Origin of the sequence: Williamsia sp. (genome assembly GCF_036566845.1) — a bacterium.
Lineage (GTDB): Bacteria > Actinomycetota > Actinomycetes > Mycobacteriales > Mycobacteriaceae > Williamsia.
On record NZ_DATCVM010000254.1, the window covers coordinates 15,994 to 42,738 of the forward strand.

The 26,745-nt window shown below is 66.0% G+C and carries 23 protein-coding genes; 9 read left to right on the top strand and 14 right to left on the bottom strand.

The genetic code is table 11. The features are described 5' to 3' along the window. Positions 1-9: 9 nt before the first annotated feature. The 3 genes from VIQ49_RS24435 to mqo are packed head-to-tail and all read right to left on the bottom strand — an operon-like array spanning position 10 to position 3,946. Complete coding sequence (locus VIQ49_RS24435; protein ID WP_414731713.1) at positions 10-1,971, bottom strand: VWA domain-containing protein; 1,962 nt, start codon at positions 1,969-1,971, stop codon at positions 10-12. Then, positions 1,955-2,410: a GNAT family N-acetyltransferase gene (locus VIQ49_RS24440; protein WP_331889181.1), complete on the bottom strand. Its 456-nt coding sequence runs from the start codon at positions 2,408-2,410 to the stop codon at positions 1,955-1,957. The genes VIQ49_RS24435 and VIQ49_RS24440 overlap by 17 nt, the downstream gene beginning before the upstream one ends. 12 nt (positions 2,411-2,422) lie before the next feature. Then, complete coding sequence (gene mqo / locus VIQ49_RS24445; protein ID WP_331889182.1) at positions 2,423-3,946, bottom strand: malate dehydrogenase (quinone); 1,524 nt, start codon at positions 3,944-3,946, stop codon at positions 2,423-2,425. A 167-nt stretch (positions 3,947-4,113) separates the two neighbouring features. Between mqo and VIQ49_RS24450 the strand changes: the two genes are divergently transcribed. Continuing rightward, positions 4,114-5,130, top strand: a complete 1,017-nt coding sequence (locus VIQ49_RS24450) for an alpha/beta hydrolase (RefSeq protein ID WP_331889183.1) — start codon at positions 4,114-4,116, stop codon at positions 5,128-5,130. Beyond that, positions 5,123-6,535, top strand: coding sequence for a mycothione reductase (locus VIQ49_RS24455; protein ID WP_331889184.1), 1,413 nt, complete (start codon positions 5,123-5,125; stop codon positions 6,533-6,535). Before VIQ49_RS24450 ends, VIQ49_RS24455 begins: the two co-directional genes overlap by 8 nt. Before the next feature lie 4 nt (positions 6,536-6,539). Here the strand turns inward: VIQ49_RS24455 and VIQ49_RS24460 are convergent, their stop codons facing one another. From VIQ49_RS24460 to map, 3 genes are all read right to left on the bottom strand, one after another. After that, positions 6,540-7,361 (bottom strand): alpha/beta hydrolase, encoded by an 822-nt coding sequence (locus VIQ49_RS24460; RefSeq protein ID WP_331889185.1) that lies wholly within the window; start codon positions 7,359-7,361, stop codon positions 6,540-6,542. Positions 7,362-7,439: 78 nt separating this feature from the next. Further along, positions 7,440-8,993, bottom strand: coding sequence for a cobyric acid synthase (locus VIQ49_RS24465; protein WP_331889186.1), 1,554 nt, complete (start codon positions 8,991-8,993; stop codon positions 7,440-7,442). A gap of 2 nt (positions 8,994-8,995) precedes the next feature. After that, positions 8,996-9,859 (bottom strand): type I methionyl aminopeptidase, encoded by an 864-nt coding sequence (gene map, locus VIQ49_RS24470; protein WP_331889187.1) that lies wholly within the window; start codon positions 9,857-9,859, stop codon positions 8,996-8,998. A 94-nt stretch (positions 9,860-9,953) separates the two neighbouring features. Between map and VIQ49_RS24475 the strand changes: the two genes are divergently transcribed. The 3 genes from VIQ49_RS24475 to VIQ49_RS24485 all read left to right on the top strand — a co-directional run bounded on the left by VIQ49_RS24475 (position 9,954) and on the right by VIQ49_RS24485 (position 12,924). Further along, complete coding sequence (locus VIQ49_RS24475; protein WP_331889188.1) at positions 9,954-11,006, top strand: heme/hemin ABC transporter substrate-binding protein; 1,053 nt, start codon at positions 9,954-9,956, stop codon at positions 11,004-11,006. A gap of 80 nt (positions 11,007-11,086) precedes the next feature. Beyond that, complete coding sequence (locus VIQ49_RS24480) at positions 11,087-12,085, top strand: iron ABC transporter permease (RefSeq protein ID WP_331889237.1); 999 nt, start codon at positions 11,087-11,089, stop codon at positions 12,083-12,085. Continuing rightward, positions 12,082-12,924, top strand: a complete 843-nt coding sequence (locus VIQ49_RS24485) for a heme ABC transporter ATP-binding protein (protein WP_331889189.1) — start codon at positions 12,082-12,084, stop codon at positions 12,922-12,924. The genes VIQ49_RS24480 and VIQ49_RS24485 overlap by 4 nt, the downstream gene beginning before the upstream one ends. A 119-nt stretch (positions 12,925-13,043) precedes the next feature. On the opposite strand, the gene VIQ49_RS24490 is transcribed toward VIQ49_RS24485, so the two are convergent. The 6 genes from VIQ49_RS24490 to VIQ49_RS24515 all read right to left on the bottom strand — a co-directional run bounded on the left by VIQ49_RS24490 (position 13,044) and on the right by VIQ49_RS24515 (position 20,085). After that, positions 13,044-14,861 carry a penicillin-binding transpeptidase domain-containing protein gene (locus VIQ49_RS24490; RefSeq protein WP_331889190.1) on the bottom strand — a complete coding sequence of 606 codons (1,818 nt, stop codon included), beginning with the start codon at positions 14,859-14,861 and terminating at the stop codon, positions 13,044-13,046. A 62-nt stretch (positions 14,862-14,923) separates the two neighbouring features. Further along, a complete protein-coding gene (locus tag VIQ49_RS24495) occupies positions 14,924-15,760 on the bottom strand; it encodes a GNAT family N-acetyltransferase (RefSeq protein ID WP_331889191.1) in 837 nt (278 codons plus the stop codon). A gap of 68 nt (positions 15,761-15,828) precedes the next feature. After that, positions 15,829-16,992, bottom strand: coding sequence for a flavodoxin-dependent (E)-4-hydroxy-3-methylbut-2-enyl-diphosphate synthase (gene ispG / locus VIQ49_RS24500; protein WP_331889192.1), 1,164 nt, complete (start codon positions 16,990-16,992; stop codon positions 15,829-15,831). A 52-nt stretch (positions 16,993-17,044) separates the two neighbouring features. Next, positions 17,045-18,250 carry a M50 family metallopeptidase gene (locus VIQ49_RS24505; protein WP_331889193.1) on the bottom strand — a complete coding sequence of 402 codons (1,206 nt, stop codon included), beginning with the start codon at positions 18,248-18,250 and terminating at the stop codon, positions 17,045-17,047. Positions 18,251-18,267: 17 nt separating this feature from the next. Continuing rightward, positions 18,268-19,446, bottom strand: coding sequence for a 1-deoxy-D-xylulose-5-phosphate reductoisomerase (dxr, locus tag VIQ49_RS24510; protein ID WP_331889194.1), 1,179 nt, complete (start codon positions 19,444-19,446; stop codon positions 18,268-18,270). Between the two features lie 345 nt (positions 19,447-19,791). Continuing rightward, entirely contained in the window at positions 19,792-20,085 is a 294-nt protein-coding gene (locus tag VIQ49_RS24515) for a sigma factor-like helix-turn-helix DNA-binding protein (protein WP_331889195.1), read from the bottom strand. A gap of 241 nt (positions 20,086-20,326) precedes the next feature. Between VIQ49_RS24515 and VIQ49_RS24520 the strand changes: the two genes are divergently transcribed. Then, complete coding sequence (locus tag VIQ49_RS24520; protein ID WP_414731714.1) at positions 20,327-20,563, top strand: DoxX family protein; 237 nt, start codon at positions 20,327-20,329, stop codon at positions 20,561-20,563. Between the two features lie 34 nt (positions 20,564-20,597). Here VIQ49_RS24520 and puuE read toward each other — a convergent pair whose 3' ends face one another. Further along, a complete protein-coding gene (gene puuE, locus VIQ49_RS24525; protein ID WP_331889196.1) occupies positions 20,598-21,539 on the bottom strand; it encodes an allantoinase PuuE in 942 nt (313 codons plus the stop codon). A gap of 171 nt (positions 21,540-21,710) precedes the next feature. Between puuE and VIQ49_RS24530 the strand changes: the two genes are divergently transcribed. The 3 genes from VIQ49_RS24530 (at position 21,711) to VIQ49_RS24540 (ending at position 25,670) form a co-directional block, all read left to right on the top strand. Beyond that, positions 21,711-21,965 (top strand): DUF2631 domain-containing protein, encoded by a 255-nt coding sequence (locus tag VIQ49_RS24530; RefSeq protein WP_331889197.1) that lies wholly within the window; start codon positions 21,711-21,713, stop codon positions 21,963-21,965. Positions 21,966-22,094: 129 nt separating this feature from the next. After that, on the top strand, positions 22,095-22,682 hold the full coding sequence (locus VIQ49_RS24535; RefSeq protein ID WP_331889238.1) for an ankyrin repeat domain-containing protein: 588 nt from the start codon (positions 22,095-22,097) through the stop codon (positions 22,680-22,682). Between the two features lie 72 nt (positions 22,683-22,754). Beyond that, a complete protein-coding gene (locus tag VIQ49_RS24540; RefSeq protein ID WP_331889198.1) occupies positions 22,755-25,670 on the top strand; it encodes an AfsR/SARP family transcriptional regulator in 2,916 nt (971 codons plus the stop codon). Here VIQ49_RS24540 and VIQ49_RS24545 read toward each other — a convergent pair. Next, entirely contained in the window at positions 25,599-26,699 is a 1,101-nt protein-coding gene (locus VIQ49_RS24545) for a class I SAM-dependent methyltransferase (protein WP_331889199.1), read from the bottom strand. The two genes, VIQ49_RS24540 and VIQ49_RS24545, sit on opposite strands and share 72 nt — an antisense overlap. Positions 26,700-26,745 lie beyond the last annotated feature (46 nt).

Genomic DNA, 26,745 nt, shown 5'->3' on the forward strand with positions numbered 1-26,745 from the left:
CGGACTCACTCAGGCCGCCGACCGGACAACTGCGGCGACACCACCGGAGGTCAATTCGGCCAACTCCACACAATCGCCGCCCAATTGGCCGGCCAGTACCCGTGCGAGACCGAGACGAACCATGCCTTGTTCACAATCCACCACGATTGTCGACGTTCCGTCGCGTCGCAGGCGATCTGCGGCGGCGCCGGCGCGGGCGAGCGCGCCGGAACCCGATGTTGCGCGTCCGTCCGTCAGCACCACCAGTAGCGGTCGCCGATTGGGTTCCTTGTAGGTGTTGCGGCGCACCACATCCCGCGCGGTCAGCAATCCTTCGGCCAGCGGCGTCCGGCCACCGGTCGACACACCGGTCAACCTGCGCACCGCGGCGTCCACCGAGCGGGTCGGCGGCACGGTGACCTCGGCTCCGGCACCCCTGAGGGTGACCACAGCAACCCGGTCGCGGCGCTGGTATGAGTCGGTGAGCATAGACACGACGGCGCCCGACACGGCGTCGAGACGCTTACGGGCCGTCATCGAACCCGACAGGTCGAGGACGAACACGACGAGGTTGCCCTCTTTGCCACGGCGCTGCGCCTTGCGGATGTCTTGCGGCAACACCTGCAAGCGGGTGTGTCCACGTTCGATGTGCTCGTCAGCCGCCGCCAGCACCGTGTCCATCAGATGCACGCCGTGGCCTCCCGCGCGCACACCACGCACGGCCTGGCCCCGACTGCTCAACGACGGCGAGCGCCGGCCGGGTTCACCGTTGCCAACCCCCGTGGCACGCAACGCTTTCACCGCGACACCGCGGCGATCCGGCGAGAAACCGGGCCCGGGTGGCGGCGCCCCGCCACCGCCGGGGCCGTCGGGATCGGGATCGGGCTTGTCCGACTGCGATTCGCCGGCATCAGGCGTCGCAGAGTCCTGAGGGGAACCGTTGTTCTCGGCACTGTCAGGCGCTTGCGACTGCTGATCGGCACTGTCAGGCGCTTGCGACTGCTGATCCGCGCTGTCGAGCGCGTCATCGATCTGCTGCTCGGTCAAGCCGGGTTCGTCGAAGGGATCGCGCCGGCGACGGTGCGGCAACGCCAACTCGACGGCACGCCGAATGTCGATGTCCTCGACCACATCTGCCCCACGCCACGCCGCGTGGGCCCGGGCCGTGCGGGTGACCACGAGGTCGCCGCGCAGACCGTCCACATCCAGTTCCAAACAGATCGCCGCGATCCGGCGCAGCTGGGCAGGCGGCAAGGTCACGGATTCAAGTGCTGCCCTTGCTTTTTCGATCGCAGCAGCGATCTCGGCATCGGCATCGGTGTACCCGGCGGCAAATCCGGCCGGGTCGGCCTCGTACGCCATCCGTCGTTCGATCACCTCGACGCGCTGCGAAACCTCCCGCGGCGCAGTGACATCGACGGCCAGCCCGAATCGGTCGAGCAGCTGCGGCCGCAGCTCACCCTCCTCAGGGTTCATGGTGCCGACCAGCACGAAACGCGCGGATTGCGTGTGCGACACACCATCTCGTTCGATGACCACCCGGCCCGTCGCAGCCGCGTCGAGCAATACGTCGACCAGATGGTCGGCGAGCAGGTTGACCTCGTCGATGTACAGGACACCGCCATCGGCGTGGGCTAGCAGACCGGGAGTGAAGGCCTTGGCACCCTCGGAGAGGATCTTCTGCAGATCCAGCGAACCGATCACGCGGTCCTCGGTGGCGCCGATCGGGAGTTCCACAACAGCCGCGGCCGTATTCGAGCGCCGAGGCAGCAACGGACCCAGCGCCCGAACCACCGTTGTCTTCGCGGTGCCCTTTTCCCCGCGGATGAGTACACCGCCGATCGACGGCGCGATCGCGGACAGGATCAGCGCGAGCTTGAGCTGTTCCTGCCCGACCACCGCACTGAACGGAAACGGAAGATCCGGGGCCGCCTCGCGAGCAACGACACCCGGACCGGACGGGACTGTCGGACCGTCAGCGATATCCGCCACGCTTCATCGGGACGTGCGGCACGCCGTCGAGCAGGTACTCGTCACCGTCGACCACAAAGCCGTGCTTTGCGTACATGTCCACCAAGTACGTTTGGGCGTGGATCTTGCAGAGGCTCGATCCGACGTCCGCCAGCGCGGTTTGAAGCAGGCGGCTCGTGTGGCCCTGTCCACGACGTGAACGTTCGGTGCACAGTCGCCCGATCCGGAACGACTTACCGCCATCGTGCTCTTCGATCAACCGCAGCGTGCTGATGATCTCGCCGTCTTCCTCGAGCCACAGATGCCGGGTGTCCGAGTCGAGGTCGCGACCGTCGAGTTCGGCGTACGGACAGGACTGCTCGACAACGAACACCTCGATCCGCAACTGAAAGAGCTTGTACAGGGTCGACAAGTCGATGTCCTGGGCATAACTGCGGTGAAGGCTAGCGGTGGCTGTCATATGCGATACCTATCACACGCCGGCAGGTGCTGCCAGGTGAGCAGGTGCCTCACCTGCGCGCTGATCGGTGTTCTCGGTCAATTTCAGGACTTTTGATGACCAATCCCACACCTGTCCGAACAGGCCGGGGTTGTCGTTCAGCTTGGTGCCGTACGACGGGATCATCTCGGTGAGCTGTGGCTCCCACGACTGGTAGTGCTTCGGGAAGCAGCGCTGGAGGACGTCCAACATGGCCGGAACCGCGGTCGAGGCACCCGGTGAGGCACCCAGCAGACCGGCGATGCTGCCATCTTCAGCGGCGACCACCGCGGTACCGAACTCGAGCACACCACCGCGACCCTTCTTACGGATCACCTGCACACGCTGGCCGGCGACGATCATCTCCCAATCCTCGGCGGCAGCCCGGGGCACGAACTCGGACAGTGTCTCCACCCGGTCGGCGGGGCCGGCGGCCAGTTCGCTGATCAGGTACTTCAGCAGGCCGAACTCCTTGGGAGCGATCGACAACATCGGGATCGCGTTGCCCGGCTTGATCGACGCGAGCAGATCGGTGTTCTTACCCTCTTTCAGGAACTTCGGCGACCAGCCGGCGTACGGCCCGAACAGCAGGCCTGCCGTGCCGTTGATCACCCTCGTGTCGAGGTGCGGGACGGACATGGGCGGTGCGCCGACCGCCGCCTTGCCGTACACCTTCGCGCTGTGGTCAGCGATCAGATCTTTGTTGGTGCAGCGGAAGAACGCACCGCTGACGGGGAAGCCGCCGAAGCCCTTGGCTTCCTCGATGCCCGACTTCTGCAGGAGCTGCAGTGCGCCGCCACCGGCACCGACGAACACAAAGCTCGCCTTGACGGTGGTCTTTTCCTTGGTGCGCAGATTCTTGACCTTGATCTGCCAGCTGCCGTCGGACTGCTTGTTCAGGTTCGTGACGGCATGGCCGAAGTTCACGGTGCCACCGGAGCGGCCCACGAAACCGAGCATCTGCTGGGTCAGGGCACCGAAGTCCACATCGGTGCCGCCGGTGAACCAGTTGAGCGCCACCGGATCCGAGAAGTCGCGGCCGGCCGACATGAGCGGCAGTCGCTTGGCGAACTCGCTGGGGTCGGTGATGTATTCCATCCCCTTGAAGAGGGTTTCGCCGGCGAGGTTGTCGTAACGCTTGCGGAGGTAGTCGACATTCGACTCGCCGTGGACGAAGCCCACGTGAGGAATGGGGTTGATGAACTCTTCGGGAGTACCGAGGACGCCGGTCTCGACCGAGTTGGCCCAGAACTGCCGGGACACCTGGAATTGTTCGTTGATCGTCAGTGCCTTGGTGATGTCCACATCACCATCGGCGGTCTGCGGAGTGTAGTTCAACTCACACAGTGCGGAGTGCCCGGTGCCCGCGTTGTTCCACGGATCACTGCTCTCGGCGGCGGCAGCGTCGAGTCGCTCGAAGATGCTGATCGACCAATCCGGCTGCAGGCGATGCAACAGCGTCGCCAGCGTGGCGCTCATGATTCCCGCGCCTACCAGCGCAATGTCGGTTGTTATCACTCCACCGTCACGCGGAGTTGCAGACTCAGACACTCCAGCTCAACTTCCTGTTTCAGCCTATCTACCTGTGCCGCACATTCTCCCTCATCCGCCGGGGCCATCTCCAACCGGCCATCCGTGCAGCGCCACGGCGCCGCCGACACCCGCGCGCTCTACAGTGAACAACCGTGGCACCTTCAACCTGGCAGCCCGATGCCCTCGGCCCGGACTTCTCGACATTGACCTTCGACCTGGGAGCCGATCCCGACGGGGAAGGCCAGATCGCGGCGACGCTCGTCCGGCATCGCCCACCTGCGTCCGCGGCCGCAGCAGTCCTCTACGTCCATGGCTTCACCGACTACTTCTTCCAGCGCGAACTCGCCGAGTTCTTCACCTCGCGAGGTTACGCGTTCCATGCCTTGGATCTGCGCAAATGCGGCCGTTCGCAACGACCCGGGCAGACACCCCACCAGATCACCGACCTCGCGGCCTACGACACCGAACTCGACCTCGCCCTGGAGCAGATCAACACGGACACAGGGGGTGTCCCGGTGATCGTGGTCGCCCACTCCACCGGAGGTCTCATCACCCCGTTGTGGCTCGACCGGCTTCGCTCACGGCCGGACAGCTCGTCCGGTCGCCCGGCGGGTCTGGTCCTGAATTCGCCCTGGTTCGATCTGCAGGGCGCGCCGATCCTCCGCACCGTCGGCACCACCGTCATCAATTCGGTCGGCCGGGTGCGGCCGCTGCAGGCGATCCCCCGCAAACTCGAGGGGGCGTATGGCCGGAGCCTGCACAACTCCGTCCACGGTGAGTGGGACTACGACCTGAATTACAAACCACTGGACGGATATCCGGTGACATTCGGATTCCTCAGCGCGGTCCGCCGCGGACAGGCCCGCCTGCATCAGGGTCTCGATGTCGGCGTCCCGTCGCTGGTGCTCCGCTCGGATGCGACAACACTGGCGGGTCCGGGACCCGATGGCGTGGTGGCGCACATCGATTCCGCCGACGGCGTTCTCGACACTCGTCAGATCGCACGCTGGGCCGGATGCCTGGGCGATCGAACCAGCGTGGTGCCCGTGCCGGGTGCCCGGCACGACGTCTTCCTGTCGAGCGCCGGTGTCCGCGAACTCGCGTACACCGAAATGGACAACTGGTTGCTGAGCAATCAAGAACGAATACGAGGTGGACAGAATGCCTGAACCGACGGCCGAACCCGAAGCGACGAGGGTTGATCTGGCGATCATCGGATCGGGTACCGGAAACTCCATCCCCGACGACCGGTTCCAAGACCAGCAGATCGCGATCTTCGAAGAGAGCATCTATGGCGGCACCTGCCTGAATGTCGGCTGCATTCCCACCAAGATGTTCGTCTACGCCGCAGAGGTCGCCGAGACGATCCGCGAGGGTGAGCGTCTGGGTGTCAGCGGCTCGATCAACAAGGTCGACTGGCCGGGAATCGTGGACCGGATCTTCGGGCGCATCGATCCGATCTCCGCCGGCGGCAAGCGGTATCGCGTGGAGGACTGCGACAACATCACGGTCTACCCCAGTCACGTGCAATTCGACGGAACCGACACCGACGGCCGGTATCGGCTGCGCACCGCCACCGGCGATCTGGTGCTCGCGACCCGGGTGGTCATCGCCGCGGGTTCTCGCCCGGTCATCCCCGACATCATCGCCGACAGTGGCGTGGTCTATCACACCAATGACGACGTCATGCGACTGCCGAAGGTGCCCGATCATCTCATCATCGTCGGCAGCGGCTACATCGCGGCGGAGTTTGCGCACGTGTTCGGGGCACTGGGTTCGAAGGTGTCGATCATCGCCCGCAGTGGCGCCATGCTTCGGCATCAAGACGAGGACATCTCGTCAAGATTCACCGAAATCGCCACTGCTGCTTGGGATGTGCATTTCCATGCCGCCATCGAGAAGCTCGAGGCCGTGGGCAGCGGTGTGCGAATGGAACTCGTCGACGGAACGGTGCTGAACGCCGACGCGCTTCTCGTCGCCGTCGGCCGTACACCAAACTCCGACAGCCTCGCGCTCGAGTCCATCGGCGTCGGTGTCGACACCGAAGGCCGGATCCGCCGGGATGCGTACGGCCGCACCGCAGCTCGAGGCGTGTGGACACTGGGTGACGTCAGTTCCCCGCACCAGCTCAAGCACGTCGCCAACCACGAGGGCCGCGTCGTCCAGGCAAACCTGTTGCGCGACTGGGACGGAACCGATCTCGATTCCTTCGACAACCGGTTCGTCCCGGCTGCCGTCTTCACCCACCCACAGATCGCGTCGGTCGGGATGACCGAAACCGAGGCCATCGCCACCGGTCTCGACATCACTGTCAAGATCCAGGCCTACGGCGACGTCGCCTACGGCTGGGCGATGGAAGACACCACCGGCCTGTGCAAGGTGATCGCGGAGAAGGGCACCGGCCGCCTGCTCGGCGGGCACATCATCGGCCCTCAGGCCCCGACCGTGATCCAGCCACTGATCCAGGCGATGTCCTTCGGCATCGACGCACACACCCTGGCCCGGGGCCAGTACTGGATCCATCCGGCGATGCCCGAGGTGCTCGAGAACGCCCTGCTCGGCCTGGAGATCTAGCGCTTCACCACACGGAGGACCGCAGGGCGACCTCGCTGGCAACAGCCGCGGGGGCGTTCTGCGGAATCCAGTGATCAACACCTTCGAGTGCCGAGAACCGGAAGTCCGAGTACACGAATCGACCGCTGGCCTCGGCCTGTTCGCGTCCGAGTGCGGCATCGCCGTCACCCCAGAGCACCGTGGTCGGCGCCTCGATCGGCCCGCAGGCGAGGTTCGACTTGATGTCACCTGTGAAGTTCGCGCGGTACCAGTTCAGTGCGGCGGTCAGCGCCGATCGTTCGATGAGGGGCAGAACGCTGTCGTCCGGCACGAGATCGCGCAGAGCCTTACCGTCGTCCGCGAGCAGCACGTCCTCGGATCCGGGCTTCACGAAGTCGAGGATGTACGACGACCTGTCGCGTTGATCGCTGGAAGCCAGCGCTGTCGCGATGGCCGACGGATGGCCGACACTGATCGCCACCAGTCCGGTGACCCGCTGTGGGTGTTTCGAGGCGAGGTGCCAGGCGACCAGCGACCCGAAGTCGTGGCCGACCACCATCGTGTAGGCGATGCCCAGGGCGTCGAGGATGCCGATGGCGTCGGACACCAGGTGCCCGAGCTGATAATTCTCGGGCCCCTCCGGGCGGGCCCCGGCGCTGTAACCACGTTGATCGGGAACGATCGTCCGGAGGCCGGATTCGTGCAGCCGGCCGACAACCTGGTCGAAACAGGCTCCGGTGGTCGGGAATCCGTGCAACAGGAGGACGGCTGGTCCGTTGTCCGGGCCGCCGATCCGGACGTCGAATTCCAGGTCGCCCACGGTGACACTGCGGTGTTCGATGCTCACCTGCGTCAGCCTACGTGCCGATGACCGCGCTGCGGGTGAACCCGGCCACAGCTGCGCCCGACACCATCTGTGTACGGGTCAGCTCAACGCGGTCGTGATCACCGGCAACCCGCCGGTCGGTCCGGTCGTGATGATCTCTGTCACGCGATCGAAGTCCAGGTGTGTCTCCACCAGATCGGCGATCAGATCGAGTTGCGCCATGCGGGCATCGTCGAACGAGGTACGGCCGACCACGAAGCCGGGCCGTTCGGCCTGCTCCGCCACGATCCTCAGGTAATCCCGCCGGAACTCGTCGCAGGCCAGCAATCCGTGCCAGTGCGTCCCGACAACCGCACCGCGGACACTGCCCTCTGGACCGAAGTCGCCATCCGTGAGCAGGGCCGCATCGCTGTTGGCAACAACCCGTCCGTGATGGATCTCGTACCCGTGCACCGGCTTTCCGGAAGCGGTGCCACGGACCTGCCGCAGCACCTTGTCGGTCTCGAATCGCACCCACAGATCGAGGACACCGAGTCCCGGTACCGTGCCCGACCCGGCCTCGACGTCGTCCGTGATCTCGCGTCCAAGCATCTGGTAGCCCCCACAGACCCCGAGCACCGGGCGCCCGGCCGCCGCCCGGTTGGTCAATGCGACGTCCAGACCACGCGATCGCAACCAGGCCAGATCCGAGACGGTGGCCTTGCTCCCGGGCAGCACTGCGAGATCCGCCGCCGCCACCGCTGCCGCGTCGTCGACCCACCGGACATCGACACCCGCCTCGCAGGCCAGTGCCTCGACATCGGTGGAGTTCGAGATCCGGGGCAGCCTGATCGCGGCCACCGACAGGCGCTCGGTGCCCAACGCCGGGGACGACCGGCCGACGGTGTGACCGACCACGGACGCCAGGGAATCCTCCGCGTCGAGCCATAGGTCGTCGGCGAACGGCACCACGCCCAGCGTGGGCCGCCCGGTGAGCTCTTCGAGTTGTGCCAGACCCGGCTCCAGCAAAGAGAGGTCGCCGCGGAACTTGTTGATCACGAATCCGGCGATGCGGGCCTGATCCGACGGACTCAAGCAGGCCACTGTCCCGAGCAGATGGGCCAGCACTCCCCCGCGATCGATGTCGCCGACCACCACCACAGGGAGATCGGCCGCCTCTGCCAGACCCATGTTGGCGATATCGGAGCGACGCAGGTTGATCTCGGCCGGTGAACCCGCTCCCTCACAGATCACCACGTCGAAATCAGCACGCAGAGAAGCCAATTCATCGGCAACGATATGTGCCAGTGCCGCGCGCCGGGTGTGGTAGTCGGCAGCGCCGACTGTTCCGTCCACACGTCCGAGGACAACCACCTGCGATTGCCGATCGCTACCGGGTTTGAGAAGCACCGGGTTGAACCGGACCGACGGCGCCAATCCGCAGGCAGCGGCCTGCATGGCCTGGGCCCGGCCGATCTCACCGCCGTCGAGCGTGACCGCCGAGTTGTTCGACATGTTCTGCGCCTTGAACGGCGCCACCGACACCCCGCGTCGATGGAGTGCGCGGCACAGACCCGCCACGATCAGACTCTTGCCGGCGTCAGAACTCGTTCCGGCGACCAGCAGCGCGCCCCGGACCTGCCCGGCAACCGCTTTCCCACGGGCGTCCGGCAATGTCAGGCGTCCGGCAATGTCAGGATCTCGGTACCGGTGTCGGTCACAACCAGGGTGTGCTCGAACTGCGCGGTCCACTTCTTGTCGGCGGTCACCACGGTCCAGCCGTCGTCCCAGATGGTGTATTCGAGAGCGCCGAGATTGATCATCGGCTCGATGGTGAAGACCATGCCGGGCTCGATGACGGTGTCGACGTTGGGCTGGTCGTAGTGCAGGATCACCAGGCCGTTGTGGAACGTCTCGCCGATCCCGTGGCCGGTGAAGTCGCGGACGACGTTGTAGCCGAACCTGTTTGCGTACGACTCGATGACCCGGCCGATCACGTTGAGTTCACGCCCCGGACGCACTGCCTTGATCGCGCGGGCCGTGGCCTCCCGGGTGCGGTCCACCAGGTCGACAACCTCGGGCGCAACGTTGCCCGCCAGGAACGTCGCATTCGTGTCGCCGTGCACGCCGTCGATGTAGGCGGTCACGTCGATGTTCACGATGTCGCCGTCCTCGATCACCGTCGAGTCCGGGATGCCGTGGCAGATCACCTCATTGAGTGAGGTGCAGCACGATTTGGGAAAGCCCTTGTAGCCCAGGGTCGACGGGTAGGCGCCGTGATCGATCATGTACTCGTGTGCCACTCTGTCCAGCGCATCGGTGGTGACGCCGGGGGCCACGGCCTTACCTGCCTCGGCCAACGCGTTGGCGGCGATCTTCGACGCCAGGCGCATCTTCTCGATCGTCTCCGGGGTCTGCACCCACGGCTCACTGCCTTCGTTGACAGTGGACTTCCACGCATATTCTGGTCGAGCGATCTTGCTGGGGACCGACAGTGTCGGCGAGATCTTTCCGGGGGCGAGGGCGGCACGAACTGGCATGCGCTCCAGCCTAGCCCGCGACGTCGCGCTTCAGGCCTGAGGTCGCCGTACCCGCAAGTAAGGTTATGCTCACATGGCCTGGGAGGAGTGACGTATGACAGACAACCGGAGGCCGGTTGCACGCGGATACACAGCCGTCGTCGCGATGCTGGCCGTCGTCGCGTTTGGTATCGCGGGCTGCTCGACCGCCCCGATCACGGACCCCTCGCAGAGTTCCGCGGCGCCCAGCGGATTCCTGCGAGAAGGACCTCAGACGGCGGTCATCGAAGGTCCGGTTGTCGAACCGATCGCGGTGGATCCCACTCCGGTTCTGCCCGTGACCGTTCCGTCCCTGGGCCACGGCGAGGTCACCGTCACCGACGTGAGCCGGATCATCCCCATCGACCGCGGCGGCACGATCGCGAACATCGTCTATTCACTGGGTCTGGGCCCCAACGTGGTCGCGAAATCACGCGCCGCCGGAATCCCGGAAGCCGACAATCTGCCCGTCATCACCGACACCGGCCACGCGGTCAACACCGAGGCCGTCTTGGCTCAGAACCCGACCGTTGTGCTCGTCGACGAATCGACAACACCGCCGGGAACCATCGATCAACTGATCGCGGCCGGCCAGACGGTGGTGGTGTTGACCAGCGAACGGAACATCGCCACAACGCCGACGTTGATCCAGGACGTCGCCGATGCGCTCGGCGTACCCGAGGAGGGCGAACAACTCGCCACCCGCACCGAGAACCAGATCAAGGCCGCCGAGGAACTGATCCCGGACACTGCACGCGGCGCGAAAATGGCCTTTCTGTACCTGCGCGGACCTCGACTCCAGCTGCTCTCGGGCCCGGGATCCGGCGCCGACGATCTGATCGCCACACTCGGTGGTGTCGACGCGGGTACCGCGGCCGGACTCAAGTCGGCGTTCACAACGGTCAACACCGAGGCCATGATCAATGCGGACCCGGACGTGATCCTCGTGATGACGCAGGGCGCCGACTCAGTCGGCGGCATCGACAAGGTCGTGGAGTTGCCCGGCCTGGCCCAGACCGATGCCGGACGCAACAAACGGGTGGTCCAGATGGATGAGGCCGAGGTCCTGACCTTCGGACCCAACACGGGGCGGGTGCTCGCCGCGCTGGCCCAGGCGATCTACCGGTGACCTCACTCAAGGATCGAACCGCCGCGACAACCACCACGCGGAAGATCCTGTGGACCCGCAACGCCGCGATCATCACCTCGATGCTCGTGTTGCTGGTCGTCCTCGTCGGCTGGTCGGCATCGGTCGGCCAGGTCTCGATCCCACCCGCGGAAGTCTTCGGTTCGGTCATGCATCACCTGGGTCTCGACATCGGTCCGATGCCGAGTTCACCCAATGGCGAGGCAACGTTGTGGGAGGTCCGCTTCCCGCGCATCGTGATGGGTCTGCTCGTCGGAGCGACACTGGCCTGCGGCGGCTGCCTGCTGCAGGGCGTACTCGCCAACCCGCTGGCCGAGCCCGGTGTCATCGGGGTGTCCGCGGGAGCCGCGGTCGGCGCCTGCGTGACGATCGTCTCCGGCGGGATCTGGGCCAGTGTCTGGGGTACCGCGGGGGCCGCGTTCATCACCGCGCTGATCACCGTGGCGATGGTCTACACGCTGTCGATGCGAGACGGCTCGTCGTCGCCGGTGATGTTGATCCTCATCGGTATCGCGGTCAACGCCTTCGCCTCCGGGATCATCGCATTCCTGACGTTCGCCGCCGACACCAATGACCGGGAACAAATCGTCTTCTGGCAGTTGGGATCCCTGCAGGGCATCGGCTGGAAGCCGGTGTGGGTGGTCTTGCCGATCGCCGTCGTCGCCATCTCCGCGAGCATGCTGCTGGTGCGCCGGCTCGATCTGCTCTCGCTCGGCGAGATTCAGGCCGCAGCCCTGGGTGTGCACGTGGAGACCGTGCGACGCATCGCAATCCTGCTGGTCGCGTTGTTGACCGCGGCCGCAGTCGCCTTCACCGGCATCGTGATGTTCGTCGGTCTCGTGGTGCCGCACGTGATGCGGCTCATCGTCGGCCCACGGCACCTCATCCTGTTGCCCACCAGCGTCATCGGCGGGGCCATCGTCGTCTGCGCCGCCGACCTCGGTTCGAGGACCCTGATCGACGGGGCCGACATACCGATCGGCGTCCTCACCTCGTTGGTGGGCGGGCCGGTGTTCTTCCTGTTGCTCCGGCGAAGCCGTCACGCGGGGGTGGGCTGGTGAATCGCAACGCCCTGACCGCTGCCGGCGCCGAGGTGACGATCGGCTCTCGTCGCATCGTCACCGGCGTCGACCTGGAACTGAACCACGGTGAGATCGTCGCTCTGGTCGGCCCCAACGGCTGCGGCAAATCGACGCTGCTGTCCGGACTCGCCGGCCTGCGACCGCTGTCCGCGGGATCGGTGACACTCGACGGCACAGACCTCACCGCCATCGGCGCGCTGGAGCTGGCCCGTCGGCGAGCCCTGGTCACCCAATCCGGACGGACTGACATCCCATTCATGGTCCACGAGGTGGTCGAGATGGGCCGCTTTCCGTGGAGCCGCACGCCGCAGGCGGCACAATCCGCCGCGATCATCGAGGAGTCGATGATCGAGTGCGATCTTCTCGAGATCAGGGATCGGCCGTTCAGCCAGCTGTCCGGTGGCCAGCAGGCCCGGGTCTCACTCGCGCGGGCGCTGGCGCAACACTCCGGCATCCTGATGCTGGACGAACCGACTGCGGCCTTGGACATCCACCATCAGGAACGTGTGCTCACACTGCTGGTCAAACGTCGTGCGGCCGACGCCGCGGTACTCATGGTGGTCCATGACCTCTCGCTCGCGGCGGCCTATGCGGACCGGGTGATCCTGATGAAGGCCGGGCAGATCGTGGCAGCCGGCCCAACCGAATCGGTGATGACCGCTGAACTCTTGTCGACCATCTACGACCATCCCGTGCTGACGTGGACACACCCGGACACCGGTGAACTGGTGGTGCTGCCGGACAGGTCGCATGCCCCGATCGACCGGTCACCCGGATCGGCGGGAAACTCCCCTCTAGTGCCCCGCCGACCCGAGTGATGATCTGACGTCGGTAATTCCTCTGTGGTTCCACTGACAACCGAATCCGCAAATAGGAGCAACCGGGGAAATTATAGGCAGGGTGTCTTTTCGAAAGCCAGCGCAGCGCTGATCTGCGACTACTCCGGTAGCACGGCCAACATCTCGTGGGTGACGGCCACCGCGTTGTCAGAGCTGCCGCCGAGGACAACCAGCGTCGCAAATGCCAGGTCACCGCGGTATCCGGCGAACCAGGCGTGCGAGCCGCCGTCGACCTCGGCCTCGCCGGTCTTGCCGTAGACAACCCCCAGATCCGCCATCCGGAGGGCGGTACCGGAGGCGATCACCTCACGCATCATCGGACGGATCCCGTTGATCGCATCCGCATCGGCCGCAGGATGCGGGCCGGCAATCGTGGTTTCGCGCCCCAGGATCAGCTGGGGAACCGGTGTCGAACCGTGTGCGACCGTCGCTGCCACCATCGCCAATCCAAACGGGCTGGTCAGCACTTTGCCCTGACCGAAGCCGTCTTCGGTCCGTTGCACCAGCTCCGGTGCGATGGGCACCGACCCGGAATCGAGGGGCAGACCGACCACGGAATACTCCGGCCCGATACCCATCGACGCCGCGGCCCGAGTCAGGTCGGACGGACCCATCTCACTGGCGAGTTGTGCGAAGGTGGTGTTGCACGACCGGGCGAACGCGGTCTGCATCGGCACGACGCCAAGCGCGAAACCGTTGTAGTTCGGCACACTTCGTTCACCGATCGTGATCTCCCCCGGGCACCCGACCATCGTCGAGGGTGTCGCCAGCCCGGTCTCCATCGCCGCCACCGACGTCACGACCTTGAACGTCGAGCCCGGCGGATACAGGCCGATCGTCGCGATCTGTCCGTCCTTGTCCGCCAACTCGTTCTGCGCCACGGCGAGAATCCGCCCGGTCGACGGCTGGATGACAACCATCGCCACCTGAAAGTCGTTGCGGGTGTTGACCGCTCGCTGCGCGGCTTCCTGCACCTGCCGCGACAGGCTGATGTCGACCGCCGGCGCCGGATCCGGGAGCCTTTCGGCCAGGACACCCGCATCGGCGCCATTGGGGTTGACTGCCAGCACCTGCCAGCCCGCTTTGCCGTCGAGGTCTTTCGACACCTCTTTCTTGACCTGCGCGAGCAGGGCCGGTGCGAACTCCGGATTCGGGGCCACCAGATCCGACTGCTCGATGGCGCTGACACCCGGAAGTCCGGCCAGGCGATCCCGCACCAGGTCGTAGTCGCGTTCGCTGAGGATGATCACCGAGTACGTACCGCTGTGACCGGTCGCCTGCTCGGCGATCACCTGCGCCGACATGTCCGGCTCGAACATCCTCAGCGCGTCGGCGAGCGCACCGGCCGTCGACGCGACCGCACCTGACTGTGCCGCCACCCCCGCGTCGAACTGGATGTTCAGGACCGTGCCGGGGACCAGGACGTTGGTTCCGTCACTCTCGCGAACCGGGGCACGATCCGGCGTCAGGGTCCGCAGCGACATCCTCTGGGTGCCGCCGAGCTGAGGGTGGATGGCAGTGGGTACCCAGCGAACCACCCATCCGGTGTCGTTGCGGGACATCTGCAATGTCGCCTGGTACTCCCAGCTGTCCTCACCTGGGAGCTCCCAGGTGTAGTCGACTCCGATCGTGGCGGTGTCGCCGGTGATCTTCACCTGCCCGGCATCGGCCGACATCTCGGTCGCCCGTAGTCCGTCCCAGGTCGCCGTCACCGCCGCTGCGGCGGGATCGGGGAGGTCGGTCGAGGCGCCGGCTTTCTCGGGATCGTTGTCGGCGAATGCGGTCAGGAAACGCTGCGCGGCCGCACCCGGGCCGTTGTCGTCGGCCGAGCACGACAGAGTGGTGACCGACAAGACGACTGTGGTGACAACAACCACGAGCGTCTTGATCGGCCGGCGGCGCGCGATACGGATCATCACCGGTCATGCTATTTGCGAGCAGCACCGGAACCGGAGTTGCCACGCGGGAGAGTCCGAGGTCAGTCGACCAGAACCGTGGCGAAAGTGCCCACCTCGTGCATTCCGACGCGCCGATAGGCCTCGCGGGCAGCGATATTGAACGAATTGACGTACAGGCTCGCCGTCCGGCCACCGGCGACGATCGCCTCGACCACCGTCGCCGTGCCGGATGCGCCCAGGCCCAGACCACGTTTGTCGGGCGACACCCAGACACCTTGGATCTGGCCGACTCTGCGCGAGAGCGCACCGACCTCGGCCTTGAACACCACCTCGCCGTTCTCGAACCGCGCGTACGCCCGGCCAGCGTTGATCAATCCCGCGATCCGGCGGCGATACGAACGACCGCCGTCTCCGGCGCACGGATCAACCCCGACCTCACCGATGAACATCTCCACCGCGGCGGGCAGATACGCGTCGATCTCATCGAGGCGGACGCGCCGGACCTGTGGATCCCCGGCGATCACCGGTGCCGTTGCCAGTGCCAAAAGGGGCTGACTGCACCGTATTTCACGCGCCGGGCCCCAGTACTCGCTGGTGTGCTCCCACAAGGGCATCACCAGTTCGGACGGTCCGACGATCGACGAGCAGGCCCGCGGATTCCGAACCGCACGCTCCGCGAAGATCCGGATGTCGTCCTGGGTGCCGAACAGGGGCACCAGATTGGCCCCGGAAAAGCACAGCGACGATGCCGGTTGGTCGTTGCTCCACAGCTCGCCGCCGAGGGATCTGGGATGGATGCCGTGGTCTTCGACCCGCGCGGCGACCATGCATGAGGCGACCGGATCCTGGGCCAGGGCATCGGTCACGGCACAGAAGTCCCGCTCACCGAGGGGACGGTCACCCAAAAGCTTCAGCACCGCGGCTCCCAGAGTCGTAGCAGACGTTGACGTTCTCTCGTCATTCTGCCAGTCGGGTGCCCCGGCGGTCAGCTCACTGTGACAATCGGTGCGCCGGATTCCGATTCGCCCGCGGCTTCGGCGATGCGCATGGCCTCTTCGATGAGCGTCTCCACGATCTGCGCTTCGGGAACGGTCTTGATGACCTCGCCCTTGACGAAGATCTGGCCCCGTCCGTTGCCCGAGGCAACACCGAGGTCGGCCTCCCTGGCCTCGCCCGGTCCGTTGACCACACACCCCATCACGGCCACCCGCAGTGGGATCTCCATACCCTCGAGCCCGGCGGTCACCTCTTCGGCGAGCTTGTAGACGTCGACCTGGGCGCGACCACAGGACGGGCAGGACACGATCTCGAGTTTGCGGGGGCGCAGGTTCAGCGACTGCAGGATCTGGTTGCCGACCTTGATCTCTTCGATCGGCGGCGCCGACAGCGAGACGCGGATGGTGTCGCCGATGCCCTCGGCCAGCAACGCCCCGAAGGCGACGGCCGATTTGATGGTGCCCTGGAATGCCGGGCCGGCCTCGGTCACACCGAGATGAAGTGGGTAGTCGCAGGCAGCCGCAAGCTGCCGGTACGCCTCCACCATGATCACCGGGTCGTTGTGTTTGACCGAGATCTTGATGTCGCCGAAGCCGTGCTCCTCGAACAGGCCCGCCTCCCACAGGGCCGATTCCACCAGCGCCTCGGGTGTGGCCTTGCCGTACTTCGCGAGCAGGCGCGGGTCGAGCGAACCGGCGTTGACACCGATGCGGATCGGGATCCCGGCGGCACCGGCGGCCTTGGCGACCTCTTTGACGCGGCCGTCGAATTCTTTGATGTTGCCGGGGTTGACCCGCACGGCCGCACAACCGGCGTCGATCGCGGCGAAGATGTACTTCGGCTGGAAATGGATGTCGGCGATGACCGGGATCTGCGACTTCTTGGCGATCGCGGGAAGCGCTTCGGCGTCTTCGGGACGTGGGCAGGCCACCCGGACGATGTCGCAGCCCGAGGCGGTCAGTTCGGCGATCTGCTGGAGCGTCGCGTTCACGTCGTGCGTCTTGGTGGTCGTCATCGACTGGACCGACACCGGGTGGTCGCTGCCCACCGGTACCGAACCGACCTGGAGCTGGCGGGTCTTGCGGCGCGGTGCGAGTACCGGTGGAGGTACCGGCGGCATCCCCAGACCGATGGCGATGGGGTCTGCACTCATCGTGTCACTTCCTGATCTGTGAAGGGCTGATCTGTACTGGGCTGGGCCTGGTCTAGAACGCCTTGATGGGGTTCACGATGTCAGCGGTGAGCGTGAGGGCCATGTACCCGCCCATGATCGCCAGTACGACATACGTGATCGGCATCAGTTTCATGTAGTCCACGGGCGGTCCGGCAGCCAGGCCACGGGAGCCGCGCAGGAGGTTGCGCACCTTCTCGTAGCCCACGATTGCCATGTGCCCACCATCCAAGGGTAGTAGCGGCACCAAATTGAACAGTGCCAGAAAGAAGTTGATGGAAGCCAACAGGAAGATGAAGAACCACCACACACCGTGGTCGGCCGCGTCACCTCCGATGACCGAGGCGCCGTACACGCTGACCGGGGTGTCGGCGGCGCGTTCCCCGCCGGTGACCGATGTCCACAGGGCACCGATCTTGGACGGCAACGACATCAGCGAATCCCAGGTGCGCACCATCAGGTCGCCGGTGAAACCGACCGCGGCAGGGACCGCACCGAGTACCGAGGGGTTCTGCCAACCGGTGTCGTAGCCGATACCGACCATCCCGATCTCCTTGGTGACCGGCGCACCCTGCTCGTCGGTGCCGCTCACGGTCACCTTTTGCGGTGTGACGATGACCTCACGCTCGGAACCGCTGCGCTCCACGGTCAGGGTCACCGGATCGGTTCCGGCCCGCAGCACCTCGCTCAATTCGGTGGTGCTGCTGATCTTCTCCCCGTTGGCGGCCACCACGGTGTCGCCGACCTCCAGTCCGGCCTGCTGCGCCGGACCCGCGCCGGAGCAGTCGGCGAGTTCGTTGTTGTCGATGGTGGTGCCCACACACGACAGCGATCCGACCTTTGCCGGCAGCGTCTCGCTCAGGCTCGGCAGACCCCAACCGATCGCCATCACCACGATGAGCGCGAACCCGAGGATGAGATTCATCGACGGCCCCGCGACGAGCACCACGATCCGTTTCCACGGTTTCTGCCGGAACATGGCCCGGGATTCGTCCTCGGGTGCCATCACGTCGTGGGTGGTCATGCCTGCGATATCGCAGAATCCTCCGAGCGGCACGGCCTTCACGCCGTACTCGGTCTCGCCTTTACGGGTGGACCACAGGGTCGGGCCGAAACCCACGAAGTAGCGGCGAACTTTCATGCCGGTGCGTTGCGCGGCCCACATGTGGCCACATTCGTGCCAGGCGATCGAGGCCAGCAAACCGAGAGCGAAGAGCACAACGCCCAGGACAAACATCATCGGTCGTACTTACCCTTCTAGGACTGTTGGCGACGTGCACCGGCAGCAACAAGTGCACGGGCACGTTCGCGCGCCCAGGCATCGGCCGCCAGGACCTCATCCACCGTACCTGGGTCCGCAGACCACTGATCTGCATCATCGAGCACCTCGCCGACGATTCCGACGATGCGCGGGAAGGTGATCTCACCGGCGAAGAAGCCGTCGGCGGCGGCTTCGTTGGCGGCGTTGAAGACCGCCGTGAGGCATCCGCCCCGCGTGCCGGCCTCCCTGGCGAGGTCGATCGCCGGGAACACCTCGTTGTCGACGGGCGCAAAAGTCCAGGTACTCGCCTGGCTGAAGTCGCAGGCGAGCGATGCCCCGGCGATCCGGTCGGGCCACCCGAGCGCCAACGCGATCGGCAGTTTCATCGAGGGCGGCGAGGCCTTGGCGATGGTCGCCCCGTCGATGAAGGTCACCATCGAGTGCACGATCGACTGCCGGTGCACGGTCACGTCGATGCGGTCGTACGGAACACCGAACAACAGGTGCGCCTCGATCACCTCGAGCGCCTTGTTCACCAGGGTCGCAGAGTTGAGGGTGATCATCGGGCCCATCGACCAGGTCGGGTGCTTACCCGCCTGCTCCGGTGTGACATCGGTCAATTGTGTTGCGCCCCAGCCGTAGAACGGCCCACCCGATGCCGTCAGCACCAGGCGATCGACTTCCGCCGCGGTACCGCCGCGCAGGCACTGCGCGATGGCCGAATGCTCGGAGTCGACCGCGACGATCTGCCCGGGTGCGGCAGCCGCCAGCACCAGGGCGCCGCCGGCGACAAGCGACTCCTTGTTCGCCAACGCCAGCCGGGCCCCGGACTTCAGCGCGGCCAGTGTCGGGCGTAGTCCCAGAGAGCCCACCACCGCGTTGAGGACAACGTCGGCCTCGACGTTCTCGATCAGTTCGCACATCGCATCCGGGCCGCTGCGGACGCCGTCGACACCGGCCATCGAGGCGACACGCTCTGCCTTGCCGTGGTCGGCCACCGCCACGGCCGAGCCCGGCAGACCGAGGTCCACGATCTGTTTCGCAAGCAGATCCACATTTCCGCCGCCGGCGCCGAGACCCACCACCGTGAAGCGGTCACGGTTGGCGGATATCACTTCGAGCGCCTGGGTACCGATCGATCCGGTGCTGCCGAGGATGAGAACGCGTGTGGTCACCTACCCAGTGTCCTCGATCCGGTGGACACATGGGTACCGCACCCGGTGATGCGGTCAAGGTGAGCCGGGCCGAGATCAGATCGGCTGCCGCGACAAGACGACCCCGCGGTGTGATGAGTACTGACGGCGCGCCGTCGACGAGCGCAACGAACGACACTGCCGCACGGTCGGCGAAGTACCGCGTCTGATCTGCGATCGCATCCGCCCGCGAATCACAGGCGCCACGTGCGGGGGCAGCATGCGCTATCGGAGATTCTGACCACATCCGGGGCGAGCAGCGTCAGCAGAGTCGCGACGTCGCCGTCGCGAGGGGCATCGAGATACGCCTTGACGAGAACGGTGTCGCTACACCACGGCGATGTCTTCGAACGGCATCGCGAACAGGTCGTGCAGCACGAAAGCGACACGTTGGGCGGGCGAGAGCCGGTCGAGGACAACGAGCAGGGCTGGTCCGACGGACTCGACCCACAGCGCCTCCTCTCCCGGCCCCGGCTCCGCTGCCGCGTGGTCATCGAGTCCATCGATGTCGACCTCGGCCTGTCGACGCCGGCGCCGAAGCACGCCCAGCGCGTCTCGGCAACGGCTCTCAGATGGGACCGGATCTCCTCGAACTGTGAGACCAACGTCTTTAGGATCCATGGGGTCACCTTTCGGGTGTCACCGACATCAAAGAAGTGTGAACAAGCCTCGCGCGACGACATCACGAGCAGGAACCACCGTGGCCTTACAAGGAAATCTCTGTCACTTCAGACTCGAAAGGGCGTGAAAGAGGCATGCACACAATCTATCTCGTCGTCGGCGGGATCGCCGTGGCATCAACGCGGCCATAGCCGGCGCCGACTGGTTCCGCGTTCGGTGCGTACTGGCCAACTCCGCCGAGGTGAACGTACCGATCCGCTGGCTGCCTTGGCCGGCAGCGTGCAAGGCGGCAGGAGCACTCGGAGTCCTGGTCGGGCTGATCTTCGACGTCCCTGCGCTGGTGGTTACCGCGTCCGCCGGACTCGTGCTGTCCTTCGTCGGTGCGATGGTCTTCCACGTACGGGCCCGTGGGTTCCACAACATCGCATTTCCCGGCGTCTACCTGCTCGTCGCCATCGCAACACGGGGCTGGCGATGACCGAGATCTCGTAGTCCAGCCGGCGCCGCCCGGGCTATCCGGTCGGCGGGTGAGTTGCGATCCAGTGCTGCGCGATGTCGATACGTCGGGTGATCCAGACCTTGTCATGGGACTGGACGTGGTCTAGAAACCGTTCGAGGGCCGCGGTCCGTGCGGGACGCCCCGCCAACCGGCAGTGCAGGCCGACCGAGAGCATCTTGGGTGCGCCCGCCTGACCTTCGGCGTAGAGAACGTCGAACGCATCTCGTAGGTGGGCATAGAACTGGTCCCCCGACGGAAACCCGGCCGGTGACGCGTATTTCATGTCATTGGTGTCGAGCGTGTAGGGCACCACCAGATGGTCGACCTGCGATTCGCCGGAGGGGACCTTCACCCAGTACGGCAGGTCGTCGGCGTAGCTGTCGGAGTCGTAGACCAGGCCACCGTGCTCGACGACCAGACGCCGGGTGTTCGGGGAGTCACGGCCGGTGTACCAGCCGAGCGGCGCGGTCCCGGTCAGTTCGGTGAGGATCTCCATCGCCTCTGCCATGTGCTCGCGCTCGACGTCCGGGTCGGTGAGTTGGTAGTTCAGCCATCGCAGTCCGTGTGAGGCGATTTCGTCGCCCCGTTCGACAAAGGCTGCCACGGCCTCGGGATTTCGCGCCATCGCCCTGGCCACCGCGAAGATCGTCAGCGGGAGGCCTCGGCGTCCGAACACCCGCAAGATCCGCCACAGGCCGGCACGAGAACCGTACTCGTACAGCGATTCCATACTCATGTGCCGGTTCGGGAACGCGGTGGCACCGGCCATCTCCGAGAGGAACGTCTCACTGCCCTGGTCGCCGTCGAGGACGTTGTTCTCCGCGCCCTCTTCATAATTCAGGACGAACTGGACGGCGATGTTCGCGTGGCCCGGCCACTTCGGATCCGGCGGCGTCGGGCCGTATCCGATCAGGTCTCTCGGATAGTCGGCATGGGTGTGATTCTCGAACGGCACGGCCATCATTCTGGCACCGGCCCCGCCACACCGCTGGTCGAGTCCGATGACGCTCCTCCGGTGCGCGCGGCCCCGTCTGTCCGTGGCAGACGGGGCCGCGACTGCTGGTGCTCGCCGGGTCACGATATGCTCAGCGCAGCACAAGTCGGATCGAAACCAGCAGGAGTAGCCGTGGCCAGCACTGAGGTCGAGTACAAGCCCGAACCCGCCGAAGCGCCTTCCTCTCGGTTCGGCTGGCACGGCGAAGGCATCAGAACCTTCAAGATCGCCGCCTGGGTCTCGGTCGTCGCACTGCTCGGCATGATCATCGGCAACCACGAAGGCCACGTCGAGGACTTCTACCTCCTCGGCTTCGTCGCCGTCATCGTGTTCATCCTCGTTCGCGGCGAGATCTTGAGCCGCGGAAAGTGGAAAAAGAAGAAGTAGGTTCACGATCCTCTCCGCCACCGTGCCGTGATGCGGGCCTGGCGGAACGTGCCGGTCGCGGCCTGCCTGGTTGTCACCGCGACAGCCTGTTCGGCCGCGTCCGCGCCGGATCGGGCAAACACCGGTTCGATGGATCAACAATCGACCAGTATCTCCGCAAGCCCCCCGATTCTCTCGGTTCCCCCGACAACTGTTGCTCCGCAACCTGATCTGGAACTCGAGACGAGGGACGCAGACGGTCGAACTCCGCTGGTGGTCGCAACGAAGGCCGGTGACGTCGAGGCCGCGAGAACGTTGATACTCGCCGGCGCCGACGTCAATGCCGAAGACAACATGTCTGACTCGGCCTTTCTCTATGCCGGGGCCGAAGGAATGGACGAGATCCTCATCTTGACCCTGGCCCACGGCGCCGACGTCCGATCGCTGAATCGATTCGGCGGGACCGCCTTGATACCCGCGGCCGAGAAGGGCCACCCCACCACGGTGCAATTGCTCATCGACGCCGGCGTCCCGCTCGATCATGTGAACGACTCCGGCTGGACCGCGCTTCTCGAAGCAGTGGTCTACGGCGACGGTTCACAGAGCTACCAGGAGGTCGTCGGGCGACTGGTCGCCGCCGGCGCCGACCCCGACATCAGAGACCTCCAGGGCCGAACCGCGCTGGACAACGCCCGAATCCGAGGCCAGTCCGGGGTGGTACGCCTCCTGGGTGGCTGATCGCCGACACCTGTCATCGCGAACACAACGCATCGCCGGCATCCGCAAGATCGGGTGTCTATCCTGTTCAGCATGGACATCCGCGTCCTGGGGCCGCTTCAGGTAGTGAGCTCTACCGGTGTGGATGTCACTCCCACCAGCCCGAGCCAGCGAACGGTGATTGCCGTCCTGGTCGCCGAATTCGGCTCCTATGTCGACCCCGATTCGCTGACCGAGGCCTTGTGGGGCGCCGAGCCTCCGGCCTCGGCGCACCGAACACTTCGTAGCTACCTGTCCCGGCTGCGCTCGGCGCTCGGTCCGGTGATCCTCTCCAGCGCTGCCGGATACGCGCTCGACCAGACGCGGATCCGCCTGGATGCAGCCGAGTTCCGAACGGCGACCGAGGTTGCCGGGGGTCTCCCCGCAACAACCGCCGCCGATCAACTGCGCGGTGCACTCGCCCTGTGGCGTGGCAAGGCGTTCGGGGAACTCGCCGGGCTCCCCCAGATCGCCGCCACCGCGCATGGACTCGAATTGATCCGGCTCGATGCGCGCGAGCAGTTCGCCGATGCCCTGCTGAGATCGGGTGACCACGGCGGCGCGATCGTCGAGGCCGACGCCATGGTCACGGAAGATCCACTCCATGACTCCGCGTGGGTACTGCTGGTACGGGGCTTCACCGCGGCCCGGCGCCAGGCCGAGGCGATCAACACCTTTCGCCGTGCCCACCGAGCCCTGACCGACGCGGGACTGGAGCCGTCCGAGCACCTTCATCGAGCGCAGCGGGCCGCGTACGACACAGCCGGCGCACCCCGGCAATCCCCTGATGCCGCAGACGAATCCGGGCTGATCGGCCGGGACACCGACCTCGACGCCATCTGCGCACTGCTCGAACGGTCGACTCTGGTCACGGTGGTGGGCCCCGGAGGCGTGGGCAAAACCGCAGTCGCGCAGGCTGTGATCGATCGTCACCGCGACCTCCACAGCAGCGATGTGCGCGTTGTCGAACTCGCAGCCGTCTCCGATCCGGGCGCGGTACCCGATGCGGTGATCACCGCGATCGGCCTGACCAGCGACGCCGGCAACCCGCTGGACGTTCTGCGGCAGGCACGGCATCTGGATCTGCTTGTACTGCTCGATAATTGCGAACACGTCCTCGACTCGGTCTGCGCCGTGATCGACGCACTGCTCGGTGGTGGGGACGGATCCCTGCGAGTTATCGCCACCAGCCGTGAACTGCTGGGCATGCCCCGCGAGTACGGCTGGCCGCTACGCCCACTGGACACCGCAGGCACCGATCCCACTGCGCAACAGTACTTCCGCATCCGCGCGTCGGCGGCCCGCCCTGACGCACTGGGGTCGGACGACGATCCTGTCGTCGACCGCATCGTCCGGGACCTCGACGGTCTCCCGTTGGCAATCGAGTTGGCGGCGGCGAGGCTGGCCACACTGGGTGTGGCCGACCTCGCGGATCAGATCGAGGCGAACATCAGCGGATCCACCGACACGACGCCGCTGACCCGGCGCGGAGGCGAACCACGACATCGAACCCTCAAGGCCGCGATCGACTGGTCCCGTGCGCTACTACCTCCCGACGCCGGTGACGCGCTGGGCCGGTGGACGGTGTTCGCCGGATCCGTGGGCGCCGATGACGCCGCCGCGGTCCTCGACGTCAGCCCGGCGATCATCGACCTGTTGGCGCAACAGTCGTTGCTGTCCACCGAAATCCGTTCCGGTAGAACCTATTACCGGATGCTGCAGACCGTTCGCGCGGTGGTGGGCGCGCCCGACGACCGCACCGTGCGGGCTCACCTCCGGCACTTCGGCGCGGTCGCGGCCACCTGCGCGCACACCCTGCAGACGGCCGGTGAGTACGATGCACACACGCGGCTGACCGGGCTGATCGACGAACTACGCATCGCCCACAGCCGGGCGCGGACACTCGACATCGATGCGGCGGTGGCCCTGTCGGTGAATCTGCACTGGTTCGGCGTGTCGCGTCTGCATACCGAATTGCTCGGCTGGGCAAGCAAACTGACGCCGCTCGTCCAGCATCGCCCCGAGCTCGCGGCGGCCGTCGATGCAACGCTGTCGTATCGTCTGGTGATCGCCGAGCAACTCGAGCCGGCCCTGATCCGGGCCACCGATGCCATCCGGGCGAGCTCCGACCACCGCACCCGTGCCCATGCTCTCGAGGCGCTCGGCGATTGCCGCCTGTTCGAAGGTGACCTCACAGCGGCGTACGGCCACTACGACATGCTCAGCGGTGTCGGTGTCGCGATTGGCAACACCTACTACGAACTGATCGGCAGGGTCGGCCAGATCATGACGCTGGCGTACGGGAATCGGCGCGCCGAGGCGTCCGACCAACTCCGCGCCCTCGGCGACGACTTTGCCGGCCGTGTGCTGAGTCCGACCCAGGCGAGCTGGCTGGAGTACATCCGCGGCGAAGCAGTCCTCGACGACGAACCGCTGGTCGCCACCGCGGCGTTCGACCGGTCGATCGAACTCGCCGACTCCGTCGGGAGCCGCTACGTCGCCGGTGTCGCGCGGGTCTCCGCGGTCAGCCTCGGGGCCCGCACCGGTGACCCGGCCTCCACACTGCCGCGGTATGCCGATGTGATCGAACACTGGCTCGGCACCGGTTCGTGGTCACATCTGCTCACCACGATGCGCAATCTGGCGCCCACGCTCGAGGCAGCGGGAGGCGCCGACCGCGCCGCGGCCCAACTGATCGGCGCGGTGTCACGTCCCGACCAGGCACCGTCATACGGAACCGAGGCCGCGCGCCTGTCGGACGCCACCGATACCCTGCGGGCCAGGCTCGGCACCGCAACCTTCGACAACGAGTATGCAACCGGTGCGAGCCGAGACCTGGCGAACGCCGGCGCTGCCGCCGTCACCGGGATCCGAGATCTGCTCGGCAACCGGACCCGGTCATTGCAGCCGGTAGAACCGGAACATGTCGTGGTCGATGTCGACGATGGTCGCTCCGTCGAATCCGGCTGAACGAGCGTAGCTTTCGAGCGTCGAATGCCGCATCACCGTCCCGGTGGCCGCACTGTCCGGGTCGGACATCCCGTCGGGGAGGCAGCACAGGATCGAGAATCCGTAGAGGAGTTGCTCAACGGGTCCGGCGTCGGCGGCGAATGATTCCGCCGTGCGTTCGTCCATGATCACCACCGGCGCGCCCGGCGCCGCGATACGCCGCGCAGTCGAGAGGAAGGCCACCGGATCGGACAGGTCGTGGACACATTCGAATGCGAAGACCGCGTCGTACCGGCCGGTCAGCTCGGCATCCCGCAGATCGGCGATCCGGAAATGCACCCGATCTCCCACCCCGTGAGCGGCCGCGTTGCGCGTCGCCGCAGCGATGGACGCCGCGTCCACATCGAACCCGTCGACCGCGATCTCCGGATATCCCAGGGCCAGAGCGATCGCCGACCAGCCTTCGCCGCAACCGATGTCGGCGACCTGACCACCGGATTGCAAACGTTGGTGCAGGTCCGGGATCTGCGGGAGGAAGTCCTGGGTGAGCTGGCCGAGGAACATGGGCCGGTTGGCGTAGGCCTGCGCCTCACGGGCGTCGGTGCCGAGTTGCTGCCACGACACCCCACCTCCGTTGCGGTAGGCCTGGACCAGCGACGGCAGGGCCGCTCCGGTCGCGGCAAAGAATCGCGACAACGACGCCATGTAGCTCAGACTGTCCTGGTTCACCAGAACCTCGGCATGAGCCTGCGGTAACTCGAACCGGACGGGATCGTGCCGCACCTGCGCAGTGAGGTATCCGGCAACACTTTGATGTTCGAGCCACTCGCGGGCATACCGCGGGACGGTGCCGGTGCGATGCGCCAGTTCGTCTGCGGTCATCGGCCCCTCGGTTGCGAGCGTCCGGTACCAACCGAGTCGGTCGCCGAGATAGAGCGCTGACACGTTCTGCGCTCCGAGCAGGTCGGCGAAGACGGTGTCGGCGAACTGTTCGACCGTGGATTCTGTTGTAGCGGGTGACGTCGTGCCGGTTGTCGTCGTTGTGTCCATGTCACGATTCCTTTCCTCGTATCGAATGATGCGAGTTCCAGAATCG

Coding starts and splice junctions, on each gene's coding strand:
- VIQ49_RS24440 (WP_331889181.1), bottom strand. CDS start 2,410: ATGACAGCCACCGCTAGCCTTCACCGCAGTTATGCCCAGGACATCGAC.
- VIQ49_RS24455 (WP_331889184.1), top strand. CDS start 5,123: ATGCCTGAACCGACGGCCGAACCCGAAGCGACGAGGGTTGATCTGGCG.
- map (WP_331889187.1), bottom strand. CDS start 9,859: ATGCCAGTTCGTGCCGCCCTCGCCCCCGGAAAGATCTCGCCGACACTG.
- VIQ49_RS24475 (WP_331889188.1), top strand. CDS start 9,954: ATGACAGACAACCGGAGGCCGGTTGCACGCGGATACACAGCCGTCGTC.
- VIQ49_RS24480 (WP_331889237.1), top strand. CDS start 11,087: ATGCTCGTGTTGCTGGTCGTCCTCGTCGGCTGGTCGGCATCGGTCGGC.
- VIQ49_RS24490 (WP_331889190.1), bottom strand. CDS start 14,861: ATGATCCGTATCGCGCGCCGCCGGCCGATCAAGACGCTCGTGGTTGTT.
- ispG (WP_331889192.1), bottom strand. CDS start 16,992: ATGAGTGCAGACCCCATCGCCATCGGTCTGGGGATGCCGCCGGTACCT.
- VIQ49_RS24505 (WP_331889193.1), bottom strand. CDS start 18,250: ATGATGTTTGTCCTGGGCGTTGTGCTCTTCGCTCTCGGTTTGCTGGCC.
- VIQ49_RS24515 (WP_331889195.1), bottom strand. CDS start 20,085: ATGGATCCTAAAGACGTTGGTCTCACAGTTCGAGGAGATCCGGTCCCA.
- VIQ49_RS24535 (WP_331889238.1), top strand. CDS start 22,095: ATGGATCAACAATCGACCAGTATCTCCGCAAGCCCCCCGATTCTCTCG.
- VIQ49_RS24540 (WP_331889198.1), top strand. CDS start 22,755: ATGGACATCCGCGTCCTGGGGCCGCTTCAGGTAGTGAGCTCTACCGGT.
- VIQ49_RS24545 (WP_331889199.1), bottom strand. CDS start 26,699: ATGGACACAACGACGACAACCGGCACGACGTCACCCGCTACAACAGAA.